Here is an 18,546-nt window from a genome sequence, read left to right on the forward strand (position 1 = left end):
TGTCGGCGGAGGTTAAGCGCGCGCCTCTGAAGCCGAGAGTTCGGCCATCTCTGCTTCCGGGCCAGAAGCGGTTATCGACCCGGGTGCGCCACCCGTAAATTTCCCAAGTGCTGGCCCCTAGCCGCAGTCGTTAAGTGGTGCAGGTCGCGGGGCCGCACCATGAAGACACCGAAGCCAAAGCAATGGACCGAGCAGGAGATTCGACGGTTGGGCGCGCTGGCCCGGCGGGGCGTTGGAGCATTGAAGATCGCCGCCGAATTGGGCCGCCATGCCGGATCAATCAGGCGAATGGCGCGAGCGAAAGGAATATTGTTGAAGAAGTAGCGGCCGTGTCGGGGCGCTGCCTGCTCAACGAGGCGCACGGACGGTGTCCTACAGTCCGAAGCCTCTGCTGATGTCCCGCATGAGCCGGAGCGCGGCCTCAGTATTGCGACCGTAGAAGAGCGCGCGATCAAGCTGGGAAAGGAACCCCATTCCGAATAGCGCTATAGCGAAGCCTCTAATCATGGTTGTGGACCGGGTTGAACGATGCTGTGAAAGTTCAAAACGGCCCCAGCCGCAGGATGGGGTAACAGCCGGGGCCGGCATTCCCATTCCAATGTGCCGCAATCGGCGGTGGGCGGCACTCATCAAGTTAGGCACACAGAAGCTAACAAACTATTTGGTTTCGCAGTCACTCCGCGGGTGCCGCGGCCGGCTGTGTAATGCTGCGCCTTCCGTGAAGCGGTGGGCAAACCGAGCAACGGTCGAAATGATCGAGCGCTGCATCATTGGCCAAATGTTCCCAATACTCAGCTTCGGCGAGCAGTTTCCAACTTCGATCAGGATGACGCGCGGCTGTCTGACGGCACAACACTGCCATCGCGCGCAGGCGACCCGCAGTATCCATGTACTCCTCCCTTTATTCTTGTTGATTGCAGCCTATTTTCTTTTTTTGCGTCGGAGTCATTACGATTATGAGGCTGAACTAATTTTCATCCCCGAAGAGCGATTCGATTCTGTTGCACCTTCAAATCGCGTTTCGAGCACAACTGGCGCAATCAGCGAGGCTGCCGTCCGACGCGCTTCCCCGTACATCTACGGGCGTTGCGCATCCATCGTCCTTGGCATCTCCTTCGGATTGTTTTTATGACGATCAAATTTTCAGACGAGGGTTCATGAGCGTTCAAGCCATGATGGCGACGATCCTCCAGAACCATGGAACGGCGCGGCGTGCATTCGCTGCCTTCATCAGATCATGAAGCGATCATTGAGCCGTCAGACGTTCGCCATCGGAGCCAATTCCAGCTTGGCGGATGATTTTTCCAGCAGCCAGACTTGAGCCGTTCGCCGTGGGTCATTCCGATAGTTCTGGAAGTCCGCTTCGGATGCGAAGCTGACGATGTGGATTTCCATCGTGCCATCGGCATTTCGAAGCCGCCGCTCCAGGCGCCCGTTGAACTCGGGCAAGAGCGGCAGCACCGCATCCTCGTAGGCTCTGAAGTCCGCGACGCCCTCTGCCGGTATTCGGGCGATGAGCGCAATCGTGATGGGGATGGGTTGATGGGACATCGTCGCCTGCCGGCTGCACCACTGCCATGATGCCATCCTGCCGGTGTTTTGCCCGACGCGTCAACCGATTTTCGTAAAAATCGAAAAACCACAGCGCCGACAAGGCGTCGGCTACTGTGCATGGGGTTGTTTTCGAGATCTGGGGTGTCCGGCCCCCAGGACATCCCGGGCCGAACGTTGAACAGCCTCAGCTGTCGACCTTCAGCGCGGCAATGAAGGCTTCCTGCGGGATGTCGACCTTGCCGAACTGCCGCATCTTCTTCTTGCCTTCCTTCTGCTTCTCCAGAAGTTTTCGTTTGCGCGTGATGTCGCCGCCATAGCACTTGGCGGTGACGTCCTTGCGCAGCGCGCGCACGGTCTCGCGCGCGATCACCTTGCCGCCGATCGCCGCCTGGATCGGGATCTGGAACATGTGCGGCGGGATCAGGTCCTTCATCTTCTCGACCATGGCGCGGCCGCGCCCCTCCGCGCGGGTGCGATGCACCAGCATCGAGAGCGCGTCGACCGGTTCGTTGTTGACGAGGATCTGCATCTTGACGAGATCGGCCGGCTTGTAGTCGGTCAGATGATAGTCGAACGAGGCGTAGCCCTTGGAGACCGACTTCAGGCGGTCGTAGAAGTCGAACACGACTTCGTTGAGCGGCAGATCGTATTTCACCATTGCGCGGGAGCCGACGTAAGTCAGCTCCTTCTGCGCGCCGCGGCGGCCCTGGCACAGCTTCAACACGCTGCCGAGATACTCGTCGGGCGTGAGGATGGTCGCCTCGATCCAGGGCTCCTGGATCTCCGCGATCTTGACCACGTCGGGCATGTCGATCGGATTGTGGATCTCGATCTCGCTGCCGTCGTTGAGCTTCATCTTGTAGATGACGCTCGGCGCGGTCGCGATCAGATTGAGGTCGAATTCGCGCGACAGCCGCTCCTGGATGATCTCGAGGTGCAACAGCCCGAGGAAGCCGCAGCGGAAGCCGAAGCCGAGTGCGGCCGAGGTTTCCATCTCGAAGGAGAAGCTGGCGTCGTTCAGCCGCAGCTTGCCCATCGCGGCGCGCAGCGTCTCGAAGTCGTCGGCGTCGACCGGGAACAGGCCGCAGAACACCACGGGGATCGCCGGCTTGAAGCCCGGCAGCATCTCGGTGACCGGCTTCCTGTCGTCGGTGATCGTGTCGCCGACGCGGGTGTCGGCGACTTCCTTGATCGCGGCGGTGATGAAGCCGATCTCGCCGGGGCCGAGCTCGTCGACCTGCGTCATCTTCGGCGTGAAGAAGCCGACGCGCTCGATGTCGTAGGCCGCACCGGTGCCCATCATGCGGACGCGGCTGCCCTTCTTCATGACGCCGTCGACGACGCGGATCAGAACAACGACGCCGAGATAGACGTCGTACCAACTGTCGACCAGCAGCGCCTTCAGGGTCGCGTCGCGATCGCCGTTCGGCGGCGGCAGGCGGGTGACGATGGCCTCCAGCACGTCGGGAATGCCGAGGCCGGTCTTGGCCGAGATCATCACGGCGTCGGAGGCGTCGATGCCGATGACGTCCTCGATCTGCTGCTTGACCTTTTCGGGCTCCGCGGCCGGAAGGTCGACCTTGTTCAGGACCGGGACGATCTCGTGATTGTTGTCGAGCGCCTGGTAGACGTTGGCGAGCGTCTGCGCTTCGACGCCCTGGCTGGCGTCGACCACCAGCAGGGAACCTTCGCACGCCGCCAGCGACCGCGAGACCTCGTAGGCGAAGTCGACATGGCCGGGCGTGTCCATCAGGTTGAAGATGTAATCCTTGCCGTCCTTGGCGTGGTAGGCGAGCCGCACCGTCTGCGCCTTGATGGTGATGCCGCGCTCGCGCTCGATGTCCATGGAATCGAGCACCTGCTCCTTGCCGGCCATTTCGCGGTCGGTCAGGCCCCCGGTCATCTGGATCAGGCGGTCGGCCAGCGTCGATTTGCCATGGTCGATATGGGCGACGATGGAGAAATTGCGGATGTTGGAAATGGGGACGGTCGTCATGGGCGCGGGATACCACTCACATCCCCGTGCGGCAACCATATTGCTGTATTTTCAGGGCCTTTCTTCACGCCAAGCTGATTCCAAGCGGAGCCAAAACGCGCTACGCAAAGCCGATGTCAGCGACCTCGATCCCCTCCGCCCGGGCGCGCGCGAAGACCCGCCTCAGCTTTGACCGCTTCCGGGCCTGGCTGGCTGCCTACGCGACCCACCCCTCAGCCCGGCTTTGGCTGGTGATCCAGCTCGCCATCCTGCATGCCGTGATCTGGACCTTCATCCTGATCAATCTCAAGGCGGCGCAGGACGTTCACATGGACGTCGCAGAAGCCTGGGGCTGGGGCCAGAAATTCCTGTGGGGCTACGGCAAGCATCCGCCGTTGTCGGGCTGGATCGCCGGGCTCTGGTTCAAGGTGTTTCCGGCGGCGGACTGGGCGACCTATGCGCTGGCGATGGCGACCGTCAGCGTCGGCATGGTGATCTGCTGGCTGGTGGCGCTGCGTGTGGTCGATCCGCGCCGCGCGTTCCTGGTCGTGGTGATGGTCGCGCTCTATCCGATCTTCAACTTCAAGGGCTTCAAGTACAACCCCGATCTGCTTCAGCTCGTCACCCTGCCGCTCGTCGTGCTCGCTTATCTCAACGCGTTCGAGAAGCGGAGCTGGCAGTCCGGACTCTGGCTCGGGCTTGCCGGCGCGCTGGCGCTGATGACGAAATACTGGGTGCTGACCATGATCGGCGCCATCGGGCTCGCCGCACTGATCCATCCGGAGCGCATGAGATTCCTGCTGTCGCCGGCGCCCTGGGTCGCGATCGTGACGCTGGCGGTGGCGATGATCCCGCACATCGTCTGGCTTGCAGATGCGCATTTCGTGCCGCTGACCTATGCCGGCGACACCTACAGCATCGAGGATGCGGGCCAGGTACGGCAGCTCGTGTTCGGCTATGTCCTGCACAACGCCGCGCTGCTGGCTCTTCCCGTGGCGCTCGCCGCATTCGCGATGGCGCTGGTGCCGCCGTGGTTCTCGCTGCTCATGCGCGCTCCCTTGCGCATCGTCACGCGGGCCTGGGCGCGCGGCGCCAATGTGGGCGTCAATGCTTCCCAGGCGCTGAACATCTGGATCATCCAGATCATCGTCGCGGCCGGTCCGCCGCTCGGCGCGCTCGCGTTCAGCATTTACATCAAGACCGATTGGGGCATCTCGCTGTTCTTCCTGGTGCCGCTTGCACTGGTCGCGATTCCGGCGCTGCGGGTGCAGAGCGCCGTGCTGTTCAACATCGTAGCGATCTGGCTCGTGCTCAGCGTCGCGACGCTCGTCGCTTCACCCTGGATCGCCGCACGCGAGATGGCGGTGAATTCGGACAACACGGCGACCTATGGCGCACGCTCGGAGCTCGCGCGCGAGCTGACGCAAGCCTGGCATTCGCGCTTCGTCTCGCGCTGGGCGATCGTCGCCGGCACGATGGAATCGATCCAGCCGATGGTGTTCTACAGCCCCGATCATCCGGCTGCTTTCACGCCGAACGAGGCGTGGGGGTCCGGGCTGACGACACTCGATGACGTCAAGAAATACGGTTTTGTCGGCGTGTTCGATCCGACCGATGGCCGCCTGCCGGCATTCGAGAAGTGGGTGTCCGAGATCGCGCCGAACGCCGAGCGCATGGTGATGACGACGCGCCGCTTCACCCACGGCAAGGCCGGCCCGTCGATGACGTGGAACGTCTACATCGCCCCGCCGGAGAAGTGACCTTCAGGTCCCCTCTTCGTTGAACTTGCTCTCGACGAGTTCCGCAATCGCCGCGAGCGCGGCTTCCGCATCGGCGCCGGCGGCGGCGACCCGGATCGTCGTGCCCGGTCCTGCCGCGAGCATCATCAGGCCCATGATCGAGGTGCCGCCGACGGTCTCGCCGCCGCGCGTGACCCACACCTGCGCGTTGAAGCGCTCGACCGCCTGGACGAATTTCGCCGAGGCGCGGGCGTGCAGGCCGCGCTTGTTGATAATCAGGAGCTCTTTGGAGATCGCGCCTGCGGGCACGCCCGTCCCGGCTTGTGGCGCGTCGTCGCTCATTTGCCGGCGAGCACTCGGCTAGCGATGGTGACGTATTTGCGGCCGGCTTCCTGGGCCATCGCGATCGCGTCGGGCAGCGGACGCTCCTCCCGCACCTTGGCAAGCTTCACCAGCATGGGCAGGTTGATGCCCGCGAGCACTTCGACCTTCGGCCGGCTCATGCAGGAAATCGCGAGGTTCGACGGGGTGCCGCCGAACATGTCGGTGAGGATCGCAACGCCGTCGCCGGAATCGACGCGGTTAACCGCCTCGATGATGTCGCTTCTGCACAGATCGGAATCATCTTCGGCACCGATCGTAATCGCTTCGATTTGCTTTTGTGGGCCCATGACATGTTCAAGCGCTGCCTTGAATTCGTCGGCAAGGCGCCCGTGGGTCACAAGTACTAGACCAATCATCGGAAAACTCCCGCGGGCGCTTTTGGTGCACCGCACGAACGCGCCACTTTGACCATCCAGAGCCCCTGCGCAAGAGGGGATGTTGCGTATCTCCCTGAATCTAGACGGATGGATGAGGGGAGCTGCGCCGGTCTATTCGGTCGCGAGTGTGGGGTTCATATGGTTACCATTTCCCTTCAAACAATCGTCTCAAGGGTTGGCCGCACGTTAACTCTTGGTAGTAGTCAAGGCCGCGACAACCAAGGGGAGGGGCGAATAGCCGCGCCTGACCGGGATTCGCGGTATTTCGACACCCAAAATGGTGGTTTTCAGCGATTCCGACGGCGGCAGGCGTTCGGCATCGTCAGCGTCCAGATCGACCACGAGGCCGACCGTCGCATGCTCCACGAAGTCGCAGCCGCGGATTCCCAGTCCCCGGATCTCGATCAGCCCGGCCAGAATCGGAGCGGGACGGACCACAATTTCCTGGCCGACTGTCGCCAGATGGACACGGTCATCGCCGACCAGGACGGCGCTTTCGACCACGCCCGAGCGTCCAGCCATGATCAAATCGAAGGCAAGGCGCGATTTGCCGGCCCCCGAGGGGCCGCGGATCAGCACCGCCAGGGGGCCGACCTTGACCGCGGAGGCGTGAACGCTCGGCCCGCCGTCGCTCATAGCGCCGGCAGCCTCACCACGAAGCGCGCGCCGGCAATTGTCGGCGCCCCGTCTTCATCAGCGGGGCCGGCGCGATTCTCCGCCCAGATGCGCCCGCCATGGGCGTCGATGATCTGCTTGGAGATCGACAGTCCGAGGCCGGAATTTTGGCCAAATCCCTGATGCGGCCGGTCGGTGTAGAAGCGCTCGAAGATGCGCTCCAGCGCGTCGTCGCGGATGCCGGGGCCGTCGTCGTCGACCACGATCTCGATCTCGCCGCGGACACGGCGGCAGGTCAAGCGCACCTTGCTGCCGGCTTCCGAGAAGGACTGCGCGTTGGAGAGCAGGTTGGAGACCACCTGCCCGAGCCGCGAATCATGGCCAGTGACCGCGAAAATGTCGGTCGGGCCGCGGCCCTCGAAGCGTGCCTCGACTGCGACGTCGTGGCCGAGCTTGGTTTCGTTGGCGACCGCAACCAGCGTGCCCAGGAGCCGCCTGAGATCGACCGGGATCGCATCCTGCCGCTGCAATTCGGCATCGAGCCGGCTCGCATCGGAGATGTCGGAGATCAGGCGGTCGAGCCGCTTGACGTCGTGCTCGATTACCTCGAGCAGGCGGGCGCGGCTGTTCTCGTTGCGCGCCAGCGGCATCGTCTCGACCGCGGAGCGCAGCGAGGTCAGCGGGTTCTTCAGCTCGTGGGCGACGTCGGCGGCGAACATCTCGATCGCCTCGATCCGCTTGTAGAGCGCGTTGGTCATGTCGCGCAGCGCGCCGGAGAGGTGACCGATCTCGTCGCGGCGGCGGGTGAAGTCGGGAATCTCGACGCGAGTCTTGATGCGGCGGCGGACCCGCTCGGCGCTGTCGGCGAGCCGGCGCACAGGACCTGCGATCGTGCTCGCGAGCAGCAGCGACAGCATGATCATGACCGCGGCGGCAACGCCGCCGACTTTCAGGATCGCCAGGCGCTCGGCCGTGACCATCTGATCGATTTCGTCGCCCTGGGTCGACAGCATCAGCGCGCCATGGATGGCGCGTGAGCGCTGCACGGGGACCGCAACCGAGACAATCACCTCGCCGCGCGAATTGACCCGCACCATCGAGCGCTTCTGACCCTGGAGCGCATCGGCCACCTCGACATAGCCCTTGCCGTTTTCGCGCCCGAGCTCGCGATAGAGCGGCAGGTCGCCGCGATTCAGCCAGGTGCGCACCGCGACCATGCCGCGCTCGACCAGGCCCGGCTTTTCCGACAACGGCGGCAGTGGAATGCCCCGCACGCTATCGAGATCGCGGCTGTCGAGCAGCGCGGATCCATTGGGATCGAAAATCCGCGCGCGGGTCTTGGTCGGCGAGATCAGCGTGCTCAACACCGGCGCCACGCGCTCGGGATTGATCGGAAAATCCAGCGAATCGTCCACTCCGCCGTAGCTCTCACCCAGTTTCAGGTCGAGCAGCCGCTCGGGATCGACGGTGATCGCGTTGGTTTGCACCGTCGCCGAGGCGCCGATGGCGCCGGCGATGATTTCGGCCTGCACCAGCAGGCTTTGCGCGCGCGCGTCGATAAGGCCGGCGCGGAACTGCGACAGATACAGGATGCTCGCGACCAGGGCGACAAGCCCCGCGAGGTTGAGCGAGACGATGCGGCGGGTCAGGCTCGAGAAGGACAGCGCAAAGAAGAACTGGCCGGCTCGCTTGAGCCAGTTCAGCGGCCCCCAGCCTCGCGCGACCAGCTTGTCCTCATGCTCCGAGGCGCCGTGGGCGGTAACGTCCTCGGCGTTCGAACTCCGATCAGGCTGCGTTCGGTCAAGCAATGCTTACGCCCGCGTTAGGACAGCTTGTGCGACGGTTCCCGCATCCTAGAGCATGATCCGGAAAAGTGTGCAGCGGTTTTCCGAAAGATCATGCTCAAACGATAACCTGAAGCGCGATCACATCGCGCTTTAGAGCCATCCCGGTTCCGATGGAATCAGAACCGGGCTTGAACTCTGCACTTTGTGAAGGCGCGTGCGCCTCAGGCTTCCTTGAAGCGGTAGCCGACGCCGTAGAGCGTCTCGATCATCTCGAAATCGTTGTCGACCACCTTGAACTTCTTGCGCAGCCGCTTGATGTGGCTGTCGATGGTGCGGTCGTCGACATAGACCTGGTCGTCATAGGCGGCGTCCATCAGCGCGTTGCGGCTCTTGACCACGCCGGGCCGTGTCGCCAGCGCCTGGAGGATCAGGAACTCGGTGACGGTCAGCGTCACCGGCTCGTTTTTCCAGGTGCAGGTATGCCGTTCCGGATCCATGCGCAGCAGGCCGCGGTCGAGTGCCTTGGCGTCGTTCTCCTTCGGCGCGACGGTCGGATCCTTCGGCGCCGAGCGGCGCAGCACCGCCTTGACGCGTTCGACCAAGAGACGCTGCGAGAACGGTTTGCGGATGAAATCGTCCGCGCCCATCTTGAGGCCGAACAGCTCGTCGATCTCCTCGTCCTTGGAGGTCAGGAAGATCACCGGCAGGTCGGACTTCTGCCTGAGGCGGCGCAGCGTCTCCATGCCGTCCATGCGCGGCATCTTGATGTCGAGGATGGCAAGATCGGGCTGGGTGGTGCGGAAACCGTCCAGCGCGGAGGCGCCGTCGGTGTAAGTCATGATGCGGTAGCCTTCGGCTTCCAGCGCGATCGAGACGGATGTGAGAATGTTGCGGTCGTCGTCGACCAAAGCGATTGTGGGCATGAGCCTCTCTGCTTTCTGCTTTCCGTTTGGGTCGTGGCTTAAACGGCGAGCAATCCAGTGATGCGCCGCATACATGGGTCCCGAACTTGGAATTCGAACTTTGTCACCGAGCAATGCAAGCTGGGCTGAAGTGTGACCAAGTTCCGCGAAACACGGCAGATTCGCCGCATGTCGACCCATACCCCGGCCCTCGTTTACCCGAAAAAAGGCCCTCCTTGCAACCACCTGAGCCGAGAAAGCCGATGCAACCGACCCCCGCTTTCGCCCCCGGAGTGCTCGCCAAATCGCTGCTGAGGCGGTCGCGGCAGGGCGCACTTGCAACGTTGATGGCGGGCAGCGGCGATCCCTATTGTTCCCTGGTCAATCTGGCGAGCCATCCCGACGGTTCCCCGATCCTGCTGATCTCGGGATTGGCCGTGCACACCAGGAATATCATGGCGGATAGCCGGGTCTCGCTGATGCTGGACGAGCGCGCGGCGGGCGATCCGCTGGAAGGCGCCCGGATCATGCTGTCTGGCCGGGCCGAACAGGCCGACGCCGAGAAGGATCTTCTCCAGCGGCGGTATCTCAATGCCCATCCGTCGGCGGAAGCCTTTGTGTCGTTTAAGGATTTTTCGTTCTTCCGGATCCAGCCCACGGCAGCCCATCTGGTCGCCGGCTTTGGCCGGATCGTCGACCTCAAGCCCGAGCAATTCCTCACGGACCTCTCCGGCGCCGAGGAATTGTTGGCGAGCGAGGAAGGCGCGGTCGAGCACATGAATGCCGACCACCGCGACGCCATGGGCCTCTACGCCACAAAGCTCCTCGGTGCGGCCGAGGGCGACTGGCGCTGCACCGGCTGCGACCCTGAGGGCCTCGACATGCAGGATGGCCAGACTGCGCTGCGGCTGGACTTTCCGGAGCGGGTCACTGATGGCACAGCGCTGCGCAAGATGCTGGTCCGTTTGGCCGGCGAAGCGCGGGCAAAGACGAAGTAGCCACAAATTGAACGCCGCTGCCCATCGCCGCGACCCAAGACCGTGATGGTTTTAAGTCTCGCAGCGAGAGGGTTCATGACGCGTTGTCGTTTGGTATGGGTTGCGGGTTTGGCGCTGGCGATCACCGCATCGCTGGCCGCGCCAGGCCTTGCCCAGAAGGGCAATCTTGCAACGGAGAGTGCCAGGATCAACGATCTCACCAAGGCCGGCAGATATTCGGAAGCGCTTCCTTTGGCGCAGGCGATGGTCGCGAGCCTGGAGAAGAGCGACAACGGTCGCGAACTTGCGGCCGCCTTGAACAATCTCGGTCAGGTCTATGCCGGTCAGGGCCGGGACGACCTCGCCGAGCCGCTCTACAAGCGTTCGATCGCATTGATGGAGCAGTCGCTCGGTCTGGACAACGCATTGGTCGCGGCTGAATTGACCAATCTCGCCGCGCTGTATCAGCGGCAGAGCCGCTTGGCAGAGGCCGAGCCGCTGTTCAAGCGCGCGCTGGCGGTCCGGGAGACGAGCCTGTCACGCGAGCATCCCGATGTCGGCCAGGCTCTCAACAATCTGGCCACGCTCTATGTCAGGCAGCAGCGCCAGGCCGAAGCCGAACCGCTGCTTCAGCGCGCGCTCGCGATCTACCAGAAGGCTGCCGGGCCCGAGCATCCTGCGGTCGCCACGGTCCTGAACAACATTGGCCAGGTCGATCGCGATCTCGGCCGCGACGCCGACGCCGAAGCGCCGATCAAGCGTTCGCTCGCGATCCGCGAAAAAGCGCTGGGACCGGATCATCCCGACGTCGCGCGCTCGCTCAACAATCTCGCCGGCCTCTACGAGCACGAGCAGCGCTATGCCGATGCCGAACCGCTGTATCGCCGCGCGCTCGCCATCCGCGAGCGTGCGCTTGGCCCGGATCATCCTGACGTCGCGACCTCCACCAGCAATCTCGCTTATTTCCTCTTTGTGTCCGGGCGGACCGCGGACGCGTTGCCGCTCGCGGAAAAAACGCTTGCGAACAGCCGCGCGCAGCTGCGCGTGGTGCTGCCGATCCTGTTTGCGGCGCGCCAGCAATCGCTGCTGCCGCAAGACAAGGGGCTGGACGAGGCGCTCGCCGCAATCCAGCGCGGCACGCAATCCTCCGCTGCATCGGCCGTGAGCAAGCTCGCGGTGCGGCTCGCCGCCGGCAGCGACCGGCTCGCCGAGCTGGTGCGCAAGGACCAGGATCTCGCAGCCGAATCCGAGGCGCTGGACAAGGCGATCATCGCGGCCGTGTCGAAGCCCTCCGCGCAGCGCGATGTTGCCTCCGAGCAGCGCAGTCGCGCGCGGATCGCAGCCATCACAGGCGAGCGCGCCGTCTTGCAGAAGACGCTCGCCATTGAATTCCCCGACTACGCCTCGCTATCCAACCCGCTGCCGCTAACGGTCAAGGACGTCCAGCCCCTGCTGTCGGCCGATGAGGCGATGGTGCTCTATTCCGCCGTCGACAGCCGCAGCTACGTCATTGCCATCACGCGCGAGGGCGCCGACTGGAAGGAAATTCCGCTTGGCGCAGACGCGCTGGCGCAGAAGGTCACGTCTTTCCGCCGAGGTCTCGATGTCGGCAAGGCGCGCGATGGCTCCGGCAAACCAGGCTTGTTCGACCTCGCGCTCGCCAACGAACTCTATGTTACGCTGCTCGGCCCGGTCGAGGCGCTGACCAGGGACAAGCGCAGCCTGCTCACTGTGCCGTCGGGCGCGCTCACTGCGCTGCCGTTTCATCTGCTCGTCACGGAGCCGCCGCAAGCTGCGATCCCGGAGACGCTCGAAGGCTATCGCAGCGCCGCCTGGCTGCTGCGCCGTCAGGCTGTCTCGGTGCTGCCATCGGTGGTCAGCCTGAAATCGCTGCGCGCTTTTGCGCGCAAGGATCAGGCCGTCAAGCCGATGACCGGCTTTGGCGATCCCGTGTTCAATCCCGCCGAGGGTGTGCTCGGCGATCGTCGCGCTGCGAGCGGCAAGGTTGCCGCGCGCAGCATCGTGACATCAGCCTATACCGATTTCTGGCGCGGCGCCGGTGTCGATCGCGCGCGGCTTGCGCAGGCGCTGCCGCAACTGCCCGATACTGCGGACGAGCTGAGTGCCGTGGCGAAAGATGTCGGTGCGACTGATGCCGACATTCATCTCGGCCGCGATGCCAGCGAAGCGACGCTCAAGCGTGCACCGCTTGCTCAATACAGCATCATTTACTTTGCGACCCACGGCCTCGTCGCCGGCGACATCAAGGGCGTGGGCGAGCCATCGCTTGCGCTCTCGATTCCCGACCAGCCCTCGGAGCTCGACGATGGTCTGCTCACGGCGAGCGAAGTTGCCCAGCTCAAGCTCAATGCCGATTGGGTCGTGCTATCGGCCTGCAACACGATCGCCGGCGACAAGCCGGGCGCCGAGGCCCTGTCGGGACTGGCGCGCGCCTTCTTCTATGCCGGCGCACGCGCGCTCCTGGTTTCGCACTGGGCAGTGGATTCGGAGGCTGCTACCCGCTTGACCATTTCGACCTTCGATCTGCTCAAGAACGAACCAAAAATCGGCAGAGCCGAAGCTCTGCGGCGCGCGATGTTAACGTACGTTGATGACGCCTCGTCGCCCCGCAATGCCTACCCCGCGATGTGGGGGCCGTTCGCGCTGATCGGCGAAGGTGCGGTACGATAGACCGGCGCAGGATTGTGCGTCGCAAAACATCCGACAACGCCGAAACAGGCATTTGGTTGCGCGATCATTTGCGATTCTTTGGCACGCCTGCTCAGGGCTGACATGCGCGACGTTTGGCGCGGTCCTTGAATAAACCAAATCCTGCGGGATCAGCTTGGCAACGTCGGCGTTCATCAGTATTACGTCGTCCAACCGAGGCCGGACGGCCTGTAATTCACGGTGACCGCGATGGCGCCAAGGTTAGGTCGCGCTATGTGTCGCGGGTTCTAGGAGGACTTTTTCGTGCAAGAGACGGGTGTGCGCAACGGTGCTTTTGGCGCCGACAAATTCGGCTTAAACAATCTCAAGCAGGTTCACTGGAACCTGGGCGCACCACAGCTCTATCAATACTCGCTCTCAGCGGGCGAGGCGGTGCTGTCCGCGGATGGCGCACTCTGCGCCGACACCGGCGAGTTCACCGGCCGCAGCCCGAAGGACAAGTTCACGGTACGTGACACCACCACCGACAAGAAAATGTGGTGGGCCGGCAACCAGTCGATCACCGCGGAGCAGTTCGAGACGCTGTATCAGGACTTCCTCAAGCACGCCGAAGGCAAGAGCCTGTTTGCGCAGGACCTCTATGGCGGCGCCGATCCGGCCTACCGGATCAAGACCCGCGTCTTCACCGAGCTCGCCTGGCACTCGCTGTTCATCCGCACGCTGCTGATCCGCCCCGAGGCGGTCGAGCTGTCGAGCTTCACGCCCGAGCTCACCATCATCGACATGCCGAGCTTCCGCGCCGATCCGAAGCGCCATGGCTGCAAGTCGGAGAACGTCGTCGCGATCGACTTTGCCCGCAAGATCGTGCTGATCGGCGGCTCCTACTATGCCGGCGAGATGAAGAAGTCGGTCTTCACCACGCTCAACTATTATCTGCCCGAGCGCGGCGTGATGCCGATGCACTGCTCGGCGAACGTCGGCGCCAACGGCGACACCGCGATCTTCTTCGGCCTGTCCGGCACCGGCAAGACCACGCTGTCGGCCGATCCGAACCGTACGCTGATCGGCGACGACGAGCACGGCTGGGGTCCGAATGGCGTCTTCAATTTCGAGGGCGGCTGCTACGCCAAGTGCATCAAGCTCTCGCAGGAAGCCGAGCCCGAGATCTACGCGGCGTCGACCCGCTTCGGTGCGGTGCTAGAGAACTGCGTGCTCGACGTGGACACCCGCGTCGTCGATTTCGACGACGGCTCCAAGACCGAGAACACCCGCTCGGCCTATCCGCTCGACTTCATCCCGAACGCCTCGCGCACCGGCCGTGCGCCGCAGCCGAAGAACGTGGTGATGCTCGCCGCTGACGCCTTCGGCGTGCTGCCGCCGATCGCCAAGCTGTCGCCGGCGCAGGCGATGTACCACTTCCTCTCCGGCTACACCGCCAAGGTCGCCGGTACCGAGCGCGGTCTGGGTAACGAACCTCAGCCGGAATTTTCGACCTGCTTCGGCTCGCCCTTCCTGCCGCTCGACCCCAGCGTCTATGGCAACATGCTGCGTGACCTGATTGCCCAGCACAATGTCGACTGCTGGCTGGTCAACACCGGCTGGACCGGCGGCAAGTACGGCACGGGCTCGCGCATGCCGATCAAGGTGACGCGCGCGTTGCTCACGGCCGCGCTCGACGGCTCGCTTCGCAATGTCGAATTCCGTACCGACAAATATTTCGGCTTCGCGGTCCCGACCGCGCTGCCGGGCGTGCCGAGCGAGATCCTCAACCCGGTCAACACCTGGAAGGACAAGGACGAGTTCGACAAGACTGCGCGTGCGCTGGTCGGCATGTTCCAGAAGAACTTTGCCAAGTTCGAGGCCCAGGTCGACGCCGAAGTGCGCGCGGCCGCTCCGGACGTAAAGCTCGCGGCGGAGTAATCTCGCATCGATTGAAACGCAAAAGGGTGGCCGTGAGGCTCGCCTTTTTTCGCGAGATATCTCCACCGTCATTGCGAGCGCAGCGAAGCAATCCAGGATCCCTCCGCGGAGACAGTCTGGATTGCTTCGCTGCGCTCGCAATGACGAGTTTGTGGAAGCGCCTACGCCTTGAAATACGCAATTTGCGTCGTGGTCGCCAGCAGCCTGCCGTTCGGCGACCACAGCTCGGCGTTCTGGTCGGCGTAGCTCTTGTGCATGATCTTCGAGTCGGCGGTCGCAAGCACACGTGTGATGCCCTCGGCCGCGAGCTCTTCGCTGTCAGTGTGGAAATAGGTCGTCAGCGACACCGTGCCGAACGGCACGAGCTCGCGCCTTGCGTGGAAGATGCGGCCGAAGAAGGCATCCGACATCGACATCAGCGACAGCATGTCGAGCCTGCGCGGCTCGCGATCGCTGATCCAGATTTTCGAATAGGTGCTGGCGAGCTCCACCTGCGGCGGTCCGATCCGCATCTCGCCCTCGACGAAGCGGAATTCGTACTGGTTGGCCCAGGACGCCGAGATTGTTGGAAACGGCAATGTCTGCTCGAATGGCTTTGCGTCCGGGTACTGTGCCACCTTGTGCTCCCAGGACGGCCGGCGCTCGGCGAACACTGCCGTGGCAAGCGTTGCGACCTCGCCGCCGCCCTGCGACAGTTCGACGCTCCAGTGCTGGCTGGAGCGGTTGGCCTTCACCAGCCGGATGTCGAGATCGAACGGGCCCTTGGCGATCGGCGCGCAGTAATTGACGGTCAGCGCCAGCGGATCGCCGGCGGCTTGCGGATGCTCGATCAGCGCACGCAGGATCGTCGCGGCGGTGGCGCCGCCGAACGGTCCGACGAAGGCCCAGTAGTCGTCACTGGTGTGCCCCTGCCAGCTCGAGTCCCCGGCAGTGATGCGGGTGGCGTCGTCGAAGGGATGCGGGAGCTTGGCGTGCATTGTCATGTCCGGGGTTCAATGACGGACGTCATATCACGTCCGTGGCCGGCTTGTGCAATTACCTCTGGGGTAGCCGATTTCACGGTGCAGACAAATCAGCTCGCCGCATCACGCAATTCCTCTGCCGTCTGAAACGGCGGCGTGACCGGATTGACCGGCACGTTCCAGATTTCCTCGGCATATTCGCGGATGGTGCGGTCGGAGGAGAACCACGCCATGCGCGCGACGTTGAGGATAGAAGCACGGGTCCAGGCCGGCGCCACCAGCCAGCGCGCGTCGACGCTGCGCTGCGCCTCGTAATAGGAATCGAAATCGGCGCTGACCATGTAGTGGTCGAGATAGCGCAGCGCATGCGCGATGGATTCGAAACGGCCGGGATCGCCGGGCGAGAACTCGCCGGTGCCGATCGCGTTGATGGCGCGCTGGAGCTTTGGCGAATTCCGGATCACGTCGGAGGCGTCCAGCCCCTGCTTGCGCTTGATCATCACGTCGCCGGCCTCCATGCCGAAGATCGCGATGTTCTCCACGCCGACCTGGTCGCGGATCTCGATATTGGCGCCGTCCAGCGTGCCGATGGTGATGGCGCCGTTGAGTGCCAGCTTCATGTTGCCGGTGCCGGAGGCCTCCATGCCGGCGGTCGAGATCTGCTCGGACAGGTCGGCCGCGGGAATGATCACTTCGGCAAGGCTGACATTGTAGTCGGGCAGGAAGACGACCTTCAGCTTGCCGCCGATCGCGGGATCGTTGTTGACGATTTCGGCGACGTCGTTGATCAGCTTGATGATCAGCTTGGCGTAGCGGTAGCTCGCCGCTGCCTTGCCGGCAAAGATCTTCACTCGCGGCACCCAATTGCCGTTGGGATCGTCCTTGATCGACTGATATAGCGCGACCGTCTCGATGACGTTGAGCAGCTGGCGCTTGTATTCGTGGATGCGCTTGATCTGCACGTCGAACAGCGCGTTCGGGTCGACCTTGATGCCGAGCCGCTCGCCGATCAAGCGCGCCAGTGCCGTCTTGTTGTGAAGCTTGACGGCGCGGAATTTCCGCTGGAATTCGACATCGCTGGCGCGCGCCTCGATCAGCGAGAGCTGGGTCGGATCGTCGAGCACGGCCTCGCCGCAGGTCTCGCGCAGGAGATCGGTCAGCTTGGGGTTGGCCAGCATCAGCCAGCGACGGAAGGTGATGCCGTTGGTCTTGTTGGTGATGCGGCCGGGATAGAGATGGTTGAGATCGTGGAACACGGTCTCGCGCATCAGGTCCGAATGCATCGCCGAGACGCCGTTGATGCGGTGCGAGCCGACGAAGGCGAGCTGGCCCATGCGCACGCGGCGGCCGCTCTTCTCGTCGATCAGCGAGACCGAGGCGCGGAAGTCGATGTCGCCGGGGGCGCGCGCTTCGGCCAGCGCCAGATGCTGCACGTTGATGCGGTAGATGATCTCGAGATGGCGCGGCAGCAGCTTCTCGAACAGCTCGACCGGCCAGGTCTCCAGCGCTTCCGGCAGCAGCGTGTGGTTGGTATACGACAGCGTTGCGACAGTGATCTTCCAGGCCTCGTCCCAGCGGAAATTGTGGAGGTCGACGAGGATGCGCATCAGCTCGGTGACGGCGAGGCTCGGATGGGTGTCGTTGAGCTGCACCGCGACCTTGGACGACAGGCTGCGCAGCTGGCCGTCGGATGCGAGATGCCGCTTGATGAGGTCCTGCAGCGACGCCGAGACGAAGAAATATTCCTGGCGCAGGCGCAGCTCGCGCCCCGCCGGGCTCTCGTCGTTCGGATAGAGGAATTTGCAGATCGCTTCCGCGCGCGACTGCTCGGCGCTGGCGCTGACATAGTCGCCCTTGTTGAAGGCGTCGAGCTTGAGCGGATCGGGCGAGCGTGCCGACCACAGCCGCAGTGCATTGACGTGCTGACCGCGCCAGCCGACGATCGGGGTGTCATAGGCGATCGCCTGCACGGTCTCGCCCGAATGCCAGATCGCGCGGTCGCGGCCCTTGTCGTCGACATGCTCGACGCCGCCGCCGAAATTGATGTCGTAGATCACTTCCGGCCGCTGCAGTTCCCAAGGGTTGCCGAAGCCGAGCCATTCGTCCGGATATTCCTGCTGCCAGCCCTGATTGATGATCTGGCGGAACAGGCCGTAATCGTAGCGGATGCCGTAGCCGATCGCGGGGATCGACAGCGTCGCCATGCTCTCCATGAAGCAGGCGGCGAGACGCCCGAGGCCGCCGTTGCCGAGCGCCGCATCCGGCTCGCATTTGCGCAGCTCAGGCAACGACACGCCGAGATCGCCGAGCGCGACCTCGAAGATCTTGAGCAGCCCCATATTGTTGAGCGCATCGGTGAAGAGGCGGCCGATCAGGAACTCGAGCGAGAGATAATAGACGCGCTTGCGGCCCGCGTCGTAGCTGCGCTTCTCGGCCGAGAGCCAGCGATGCACGATGCGGTCGCGCAGTGCGAGCGCTGCGGCCTGGTACCAGTCATGCCTGGTCGCCATGCCCGCATCCTTGCCGATGGCAAGACGGAGCTTCGCCAGGATCGCGCCCTTGATCTCCGATAACGCGAGTTCGTCGATGGGCTGACCGGGGGCGGCGAAATTTGGCTGGAACGATTGATCTTGCAAGGCCGTCACTTCCTGGTCGCGAGAACACCACTGAACCCTACGCGTCTT

Annotated in this window: 14 protein-coding genes and 1 pseudogene; 6 read left to right on the forward strand and 9 right to left on the reverse strand. The window is 63.6% G+C overall.

The window, feature by feature from the left end:
* Positions 1 to 159: 159 nt before the first annotated feature.
* Together ABID59_RS32345 and ABID59_RS32350 are read left to right on the forward strand one after the other, a co-directional pair.
* Entirely contained in the window at positions 160 to 324 is a 165-nt protein-coding gene (locus ABID59_RS32345; RefSeq protein ID WP_354036328.1) for a hypothetical protein, read from the forward strand.
* Between the two features lie 427 nt (positions 325 to 751).
* Positions 752 to 1,132, forward strand: a complete 381-nt coding sequence (locus ABID59_RS32350) for a hypothetical protein (protein ID WP_354086057.1) — start codon at positions 752 to 754, stop codon at positions 1,130 to 1,132.
* A gap of 125 nt (positions 1,133 to 1,257) precedes the next feature.
* Here the strand turns inward: ABID59_RS32350 and ABID59_RS32355 are convergent, their stop codons facing one another.
* Both ABID59_RS32355 and lepA read right to left on the reverse strand, forming a co-directional pair.
* A complete protein-coding gene (locus ABID59_RS32355) occupies positions 1,258 to 1,551 on the reverse strand; it encodes a putative antibiotic biosynthesis monooxygenase (RefSeq protein WP_354086058.1) in 294 nt (97 codons plus the stop codon).
* Positions 1,552 to 1,738: 187 nt separating this feature from the next.
* Positions 1,739 to 3,550, reverse strand: coding sequence for a translation elongation factor 4 (gene lepA / locus ABID59_RS32360; RefSeq protein ID WP_354086059.1), 1,812 nt, complete (start codon positions 3,548 to 3,550; stop codon positions 1,739 to 1,741).
* A gap of 113 nt (positions 3,551 to 3,663) precedes the next feature.
* On the opposite strand from lepA, the gene ABID59_RS32365 reads away from it, so the two are divergent.
* A complete protein-coding gene (locus ABID59_RS32365) occupies positions 3,664 to 5,289 on the forward strand; it encodes a glycosyltransferase family 39 protein (RefSeq protein WP_354086060.1) in 1,626 nt (541 codons plus the stop codon).
* A 3-nt stretch (positions 5,290 to 5,292) separates the two neighbouring features.
* Here the strand turns inward: ABID59_RS32365 and ABID59_RS32370 are convergent, their stop codons facing one another.
* From ABID59_RS32370 to ABID59_RS32390, 5 genes and pseudogenes are all read right to left on the reverse strand, one after another.
* Positions 5,293 to 5,610, reverse strand: a complete 318-nt coding sequence (locus ABID59_RS32370) for an HPr family phosphocarrier protein (protein ID WP_354036321.1) — start codon at positions 5,608 to 5,610, stop codon at positions 5,293 to 5,295.
* On the reverse strand, positions 5,607 to 6,008 hold the full coding sequence (locus tag ABID59_RS32375; protein ID WP_007597752.1) for a PTS sugar transporter subunit IIA: 402 nt from the start codon (positions 6,006 to 6,008) through the stop codon (positions 5,607 to 5,609). The genes ABID59_RS32370 and ABID59_RS32375 overlap by 4 nt, the downstream gene beginning before the upstream one ends.
* 189 nt (positions 6,009 to 6,197) lie before the next feature.
* A pseudogene (locus ABID59_RS32380) lies at positions 6,198 to 6,665 on the reverse strand (HPr kinase/phosphorylase).
* Entirely contained in the window at positions 6,662 to 8,452 is a 1,791-nt protein-coding gene (locus ABID59_RS32385; RefSeq protein WP_354086061.1) for a sensor histidine kinase, read from the reverse strand. Before ABID59_RS32385 ends, ABID59_RS32380 begins: the two are co-directional and overlap by 4 nt.
* 200 nt (positions 8,453 to 8,652) lie before the next feature.
* A complete protein-coding gene (locus tag ABID59_RS32390; protein WP_027535781.1) occupies positions 8,653 to 9,354 on the reverse strand; it encodes a response regulator transcription factor in 702 nt (233 codons plus the stop codon).
* A 242-nt stretch (positions 9,355 to 9,596) separates the two neighbouring features.
* On the opposite strand from ABID59_RS32390, the gene ABID59_RS32395 reads away from it, so the two are divergent.
* The 3 genes from ABID59_RS32395 (at position 9,597) to ABID59_RS32405 (ending at position 14,900) form a co-directional block, all read left to right on the forward strand.
* Positions 9,597 to 10,331: a HugZ family pyridoxamine 5'-phosphate oxidase gene (locus ABID59_RS32395; RefSeq protein ID WP_354086062.1), complete on the forward strand. Its 735-nt coding sequence runs from the start codon at positions 9,597 to 9,599 to the stop codon at positions 10,329 to 10,331.
* A gap of 75 nt (positions 10,332 to 10,406) precedes the next feature.
* A complete protein-coding gene (locus ABID59_RS32400) occupies positions 10,407 to 13,001 on the forward strand; it encodes a CHAT domain-containing tetratricopeptide repeat protein (protein WP_354086063.1) in 2,595 nt (864 codons plus the stop codon).
* A gap of 282 nt (positions 13,002 to 13,283) precedes the next feature.
* Positions 13,284 to 14,900: a phosphoenolpyruvate carboxykinase gene (locus ABID59_RS32405; protein WP_148751618.1), complete on the forward strand. Its 1,617-nt coding sequence runs from the start codon at positions 13,284 to 13,286 to the stop codon at positions 14,898 to 14,900.
* A 161-nt stretch (positions 14,901 to 15,061) separates the two neighbouring features.
* Here ABID59_RS32405 and ABID59_RS32410 read toward each other — a convergent pair whose 3' ends face one another.
* Positions 15,062 to 15,877, reverse strand: a complete 816-nt coding sequence (locus ABID59_RS32410; RefSeq protein WP_148751619.1) for an acyl-CoA thioesterase — start codon at positions 15,875 to 15,877, stop codon at positions 15,062 to 15,064.
* 95 nt (positions 15,878 to 15,972) lie between these two features.
* Positions 15,973 to 18,498 (reverse strand): glycogen/starch/alpha-glucan phosphorylase, encoded by a 2,526-nt coding sequence (locus tag ABID59_RS32415; RefSeq protein ID WP_187434887.1) that lies wholly within the window; start codon positions 18,496 to 18,498, stop codon positions 15,973 to 15,975.
* Positions 18,499 to 18,546 lie beyond the last annotated feature (48 nt).

Source organism: Bradyrhizobium sp. S3.3.6 (genome assembly GCF_040546905.1).
Taxonomy (GTDB): Bacteria; Pseudomonadota; Alphaproteobacteria; order Rhizobiales; family Xanthobacteraceae; genus Bradyrhizobium; species Bradyrhizobium cytisi.

What these genes read in the sequence shown, in the direction of transcription:
- ABID59_RS32345 (WP_354036328.1), top strand. Translation starts at nt 160, where the DNA reads ATGAAGACACCGAAGCCAAAGCAATGGACCGAGCAGGAGATTCGACGG.
- ABID59_RS32350 (WP_354086057.1), top strand. Translation starts at nt 752, where the DNA reads ATGATCGAGCGCTGCATCATTGGCCAAATGTTCCCAATACTCAGCTTC.
- ABID59_RS32355 (WP_354086058.1), bottom strand. Translation starts at nt 1,551, where the DNA reads ATGTCCCATCAACCCATCCCCATCACGATTGCGCTCATCGCCCGAATA.
- lepA (WP_354086059.1), bottom strand. Translation starts at nt 3,550, where the DNA reads ATGACGACCGTCCCCATTTCCAACATCCGCAATTTCTCCATCGTCGCC.
- ABID59_RS32365 (WP_354086060.1), top strand. Translation starts at nt 3,664, where the DNA reads ATGTCAGCGACCTCGATCCCCTCCGCCCGGGCGCGCGCGAAGACCCGC.
- ABID59_RS32370 (WP_354036321.1), bottom strand. Translation starts at nt 5,610, where the DNA reads ATGAGCGACGACGCGCCACAAGCCGGGACGGGCGTGCCCGCAGGCGCG.
- ABID59_RS32375 (WP_007597752.1), bottom strand. Translation starts at nt 6,008, where the DNA reads ATGATTGGTCTAGTACTTGTGACCCACGGGCGCCTTGCCGACGAATTC.
- ABID59_RS32390 (WP_027535781.1), bottom strand. Translation starts at nt 9,354, where the DNA reads ATGCCCACAATCGCTTTGGTCGACGACGACCGCAACATTCTCACATCC.
- ABID59_RS32395 (WP_354086062.1), top strand. Translation starts at nt 9,597, where the DNA reads ATGCAACCGACCCCCGCTTTCGCCCCCGGAGTGCTCGCCAAATCGCTG.
- ABID59_RS32400 (WP_354086063.1), top strand. Translation starts at nt 10,407, where the DNA reads ATGACGCGTTGTCGTTTGGTATGGGTTGCGGGTTTGGCGCTGGCGATC.
- ABID59_RS32410 (WP_148751619.1), bottom strand. Translation starts at nt 15,877, where the DNA reads ATGCACGCCAAGCTCCCGCATCCCTTCGACGACGCCACCCGCATCACT.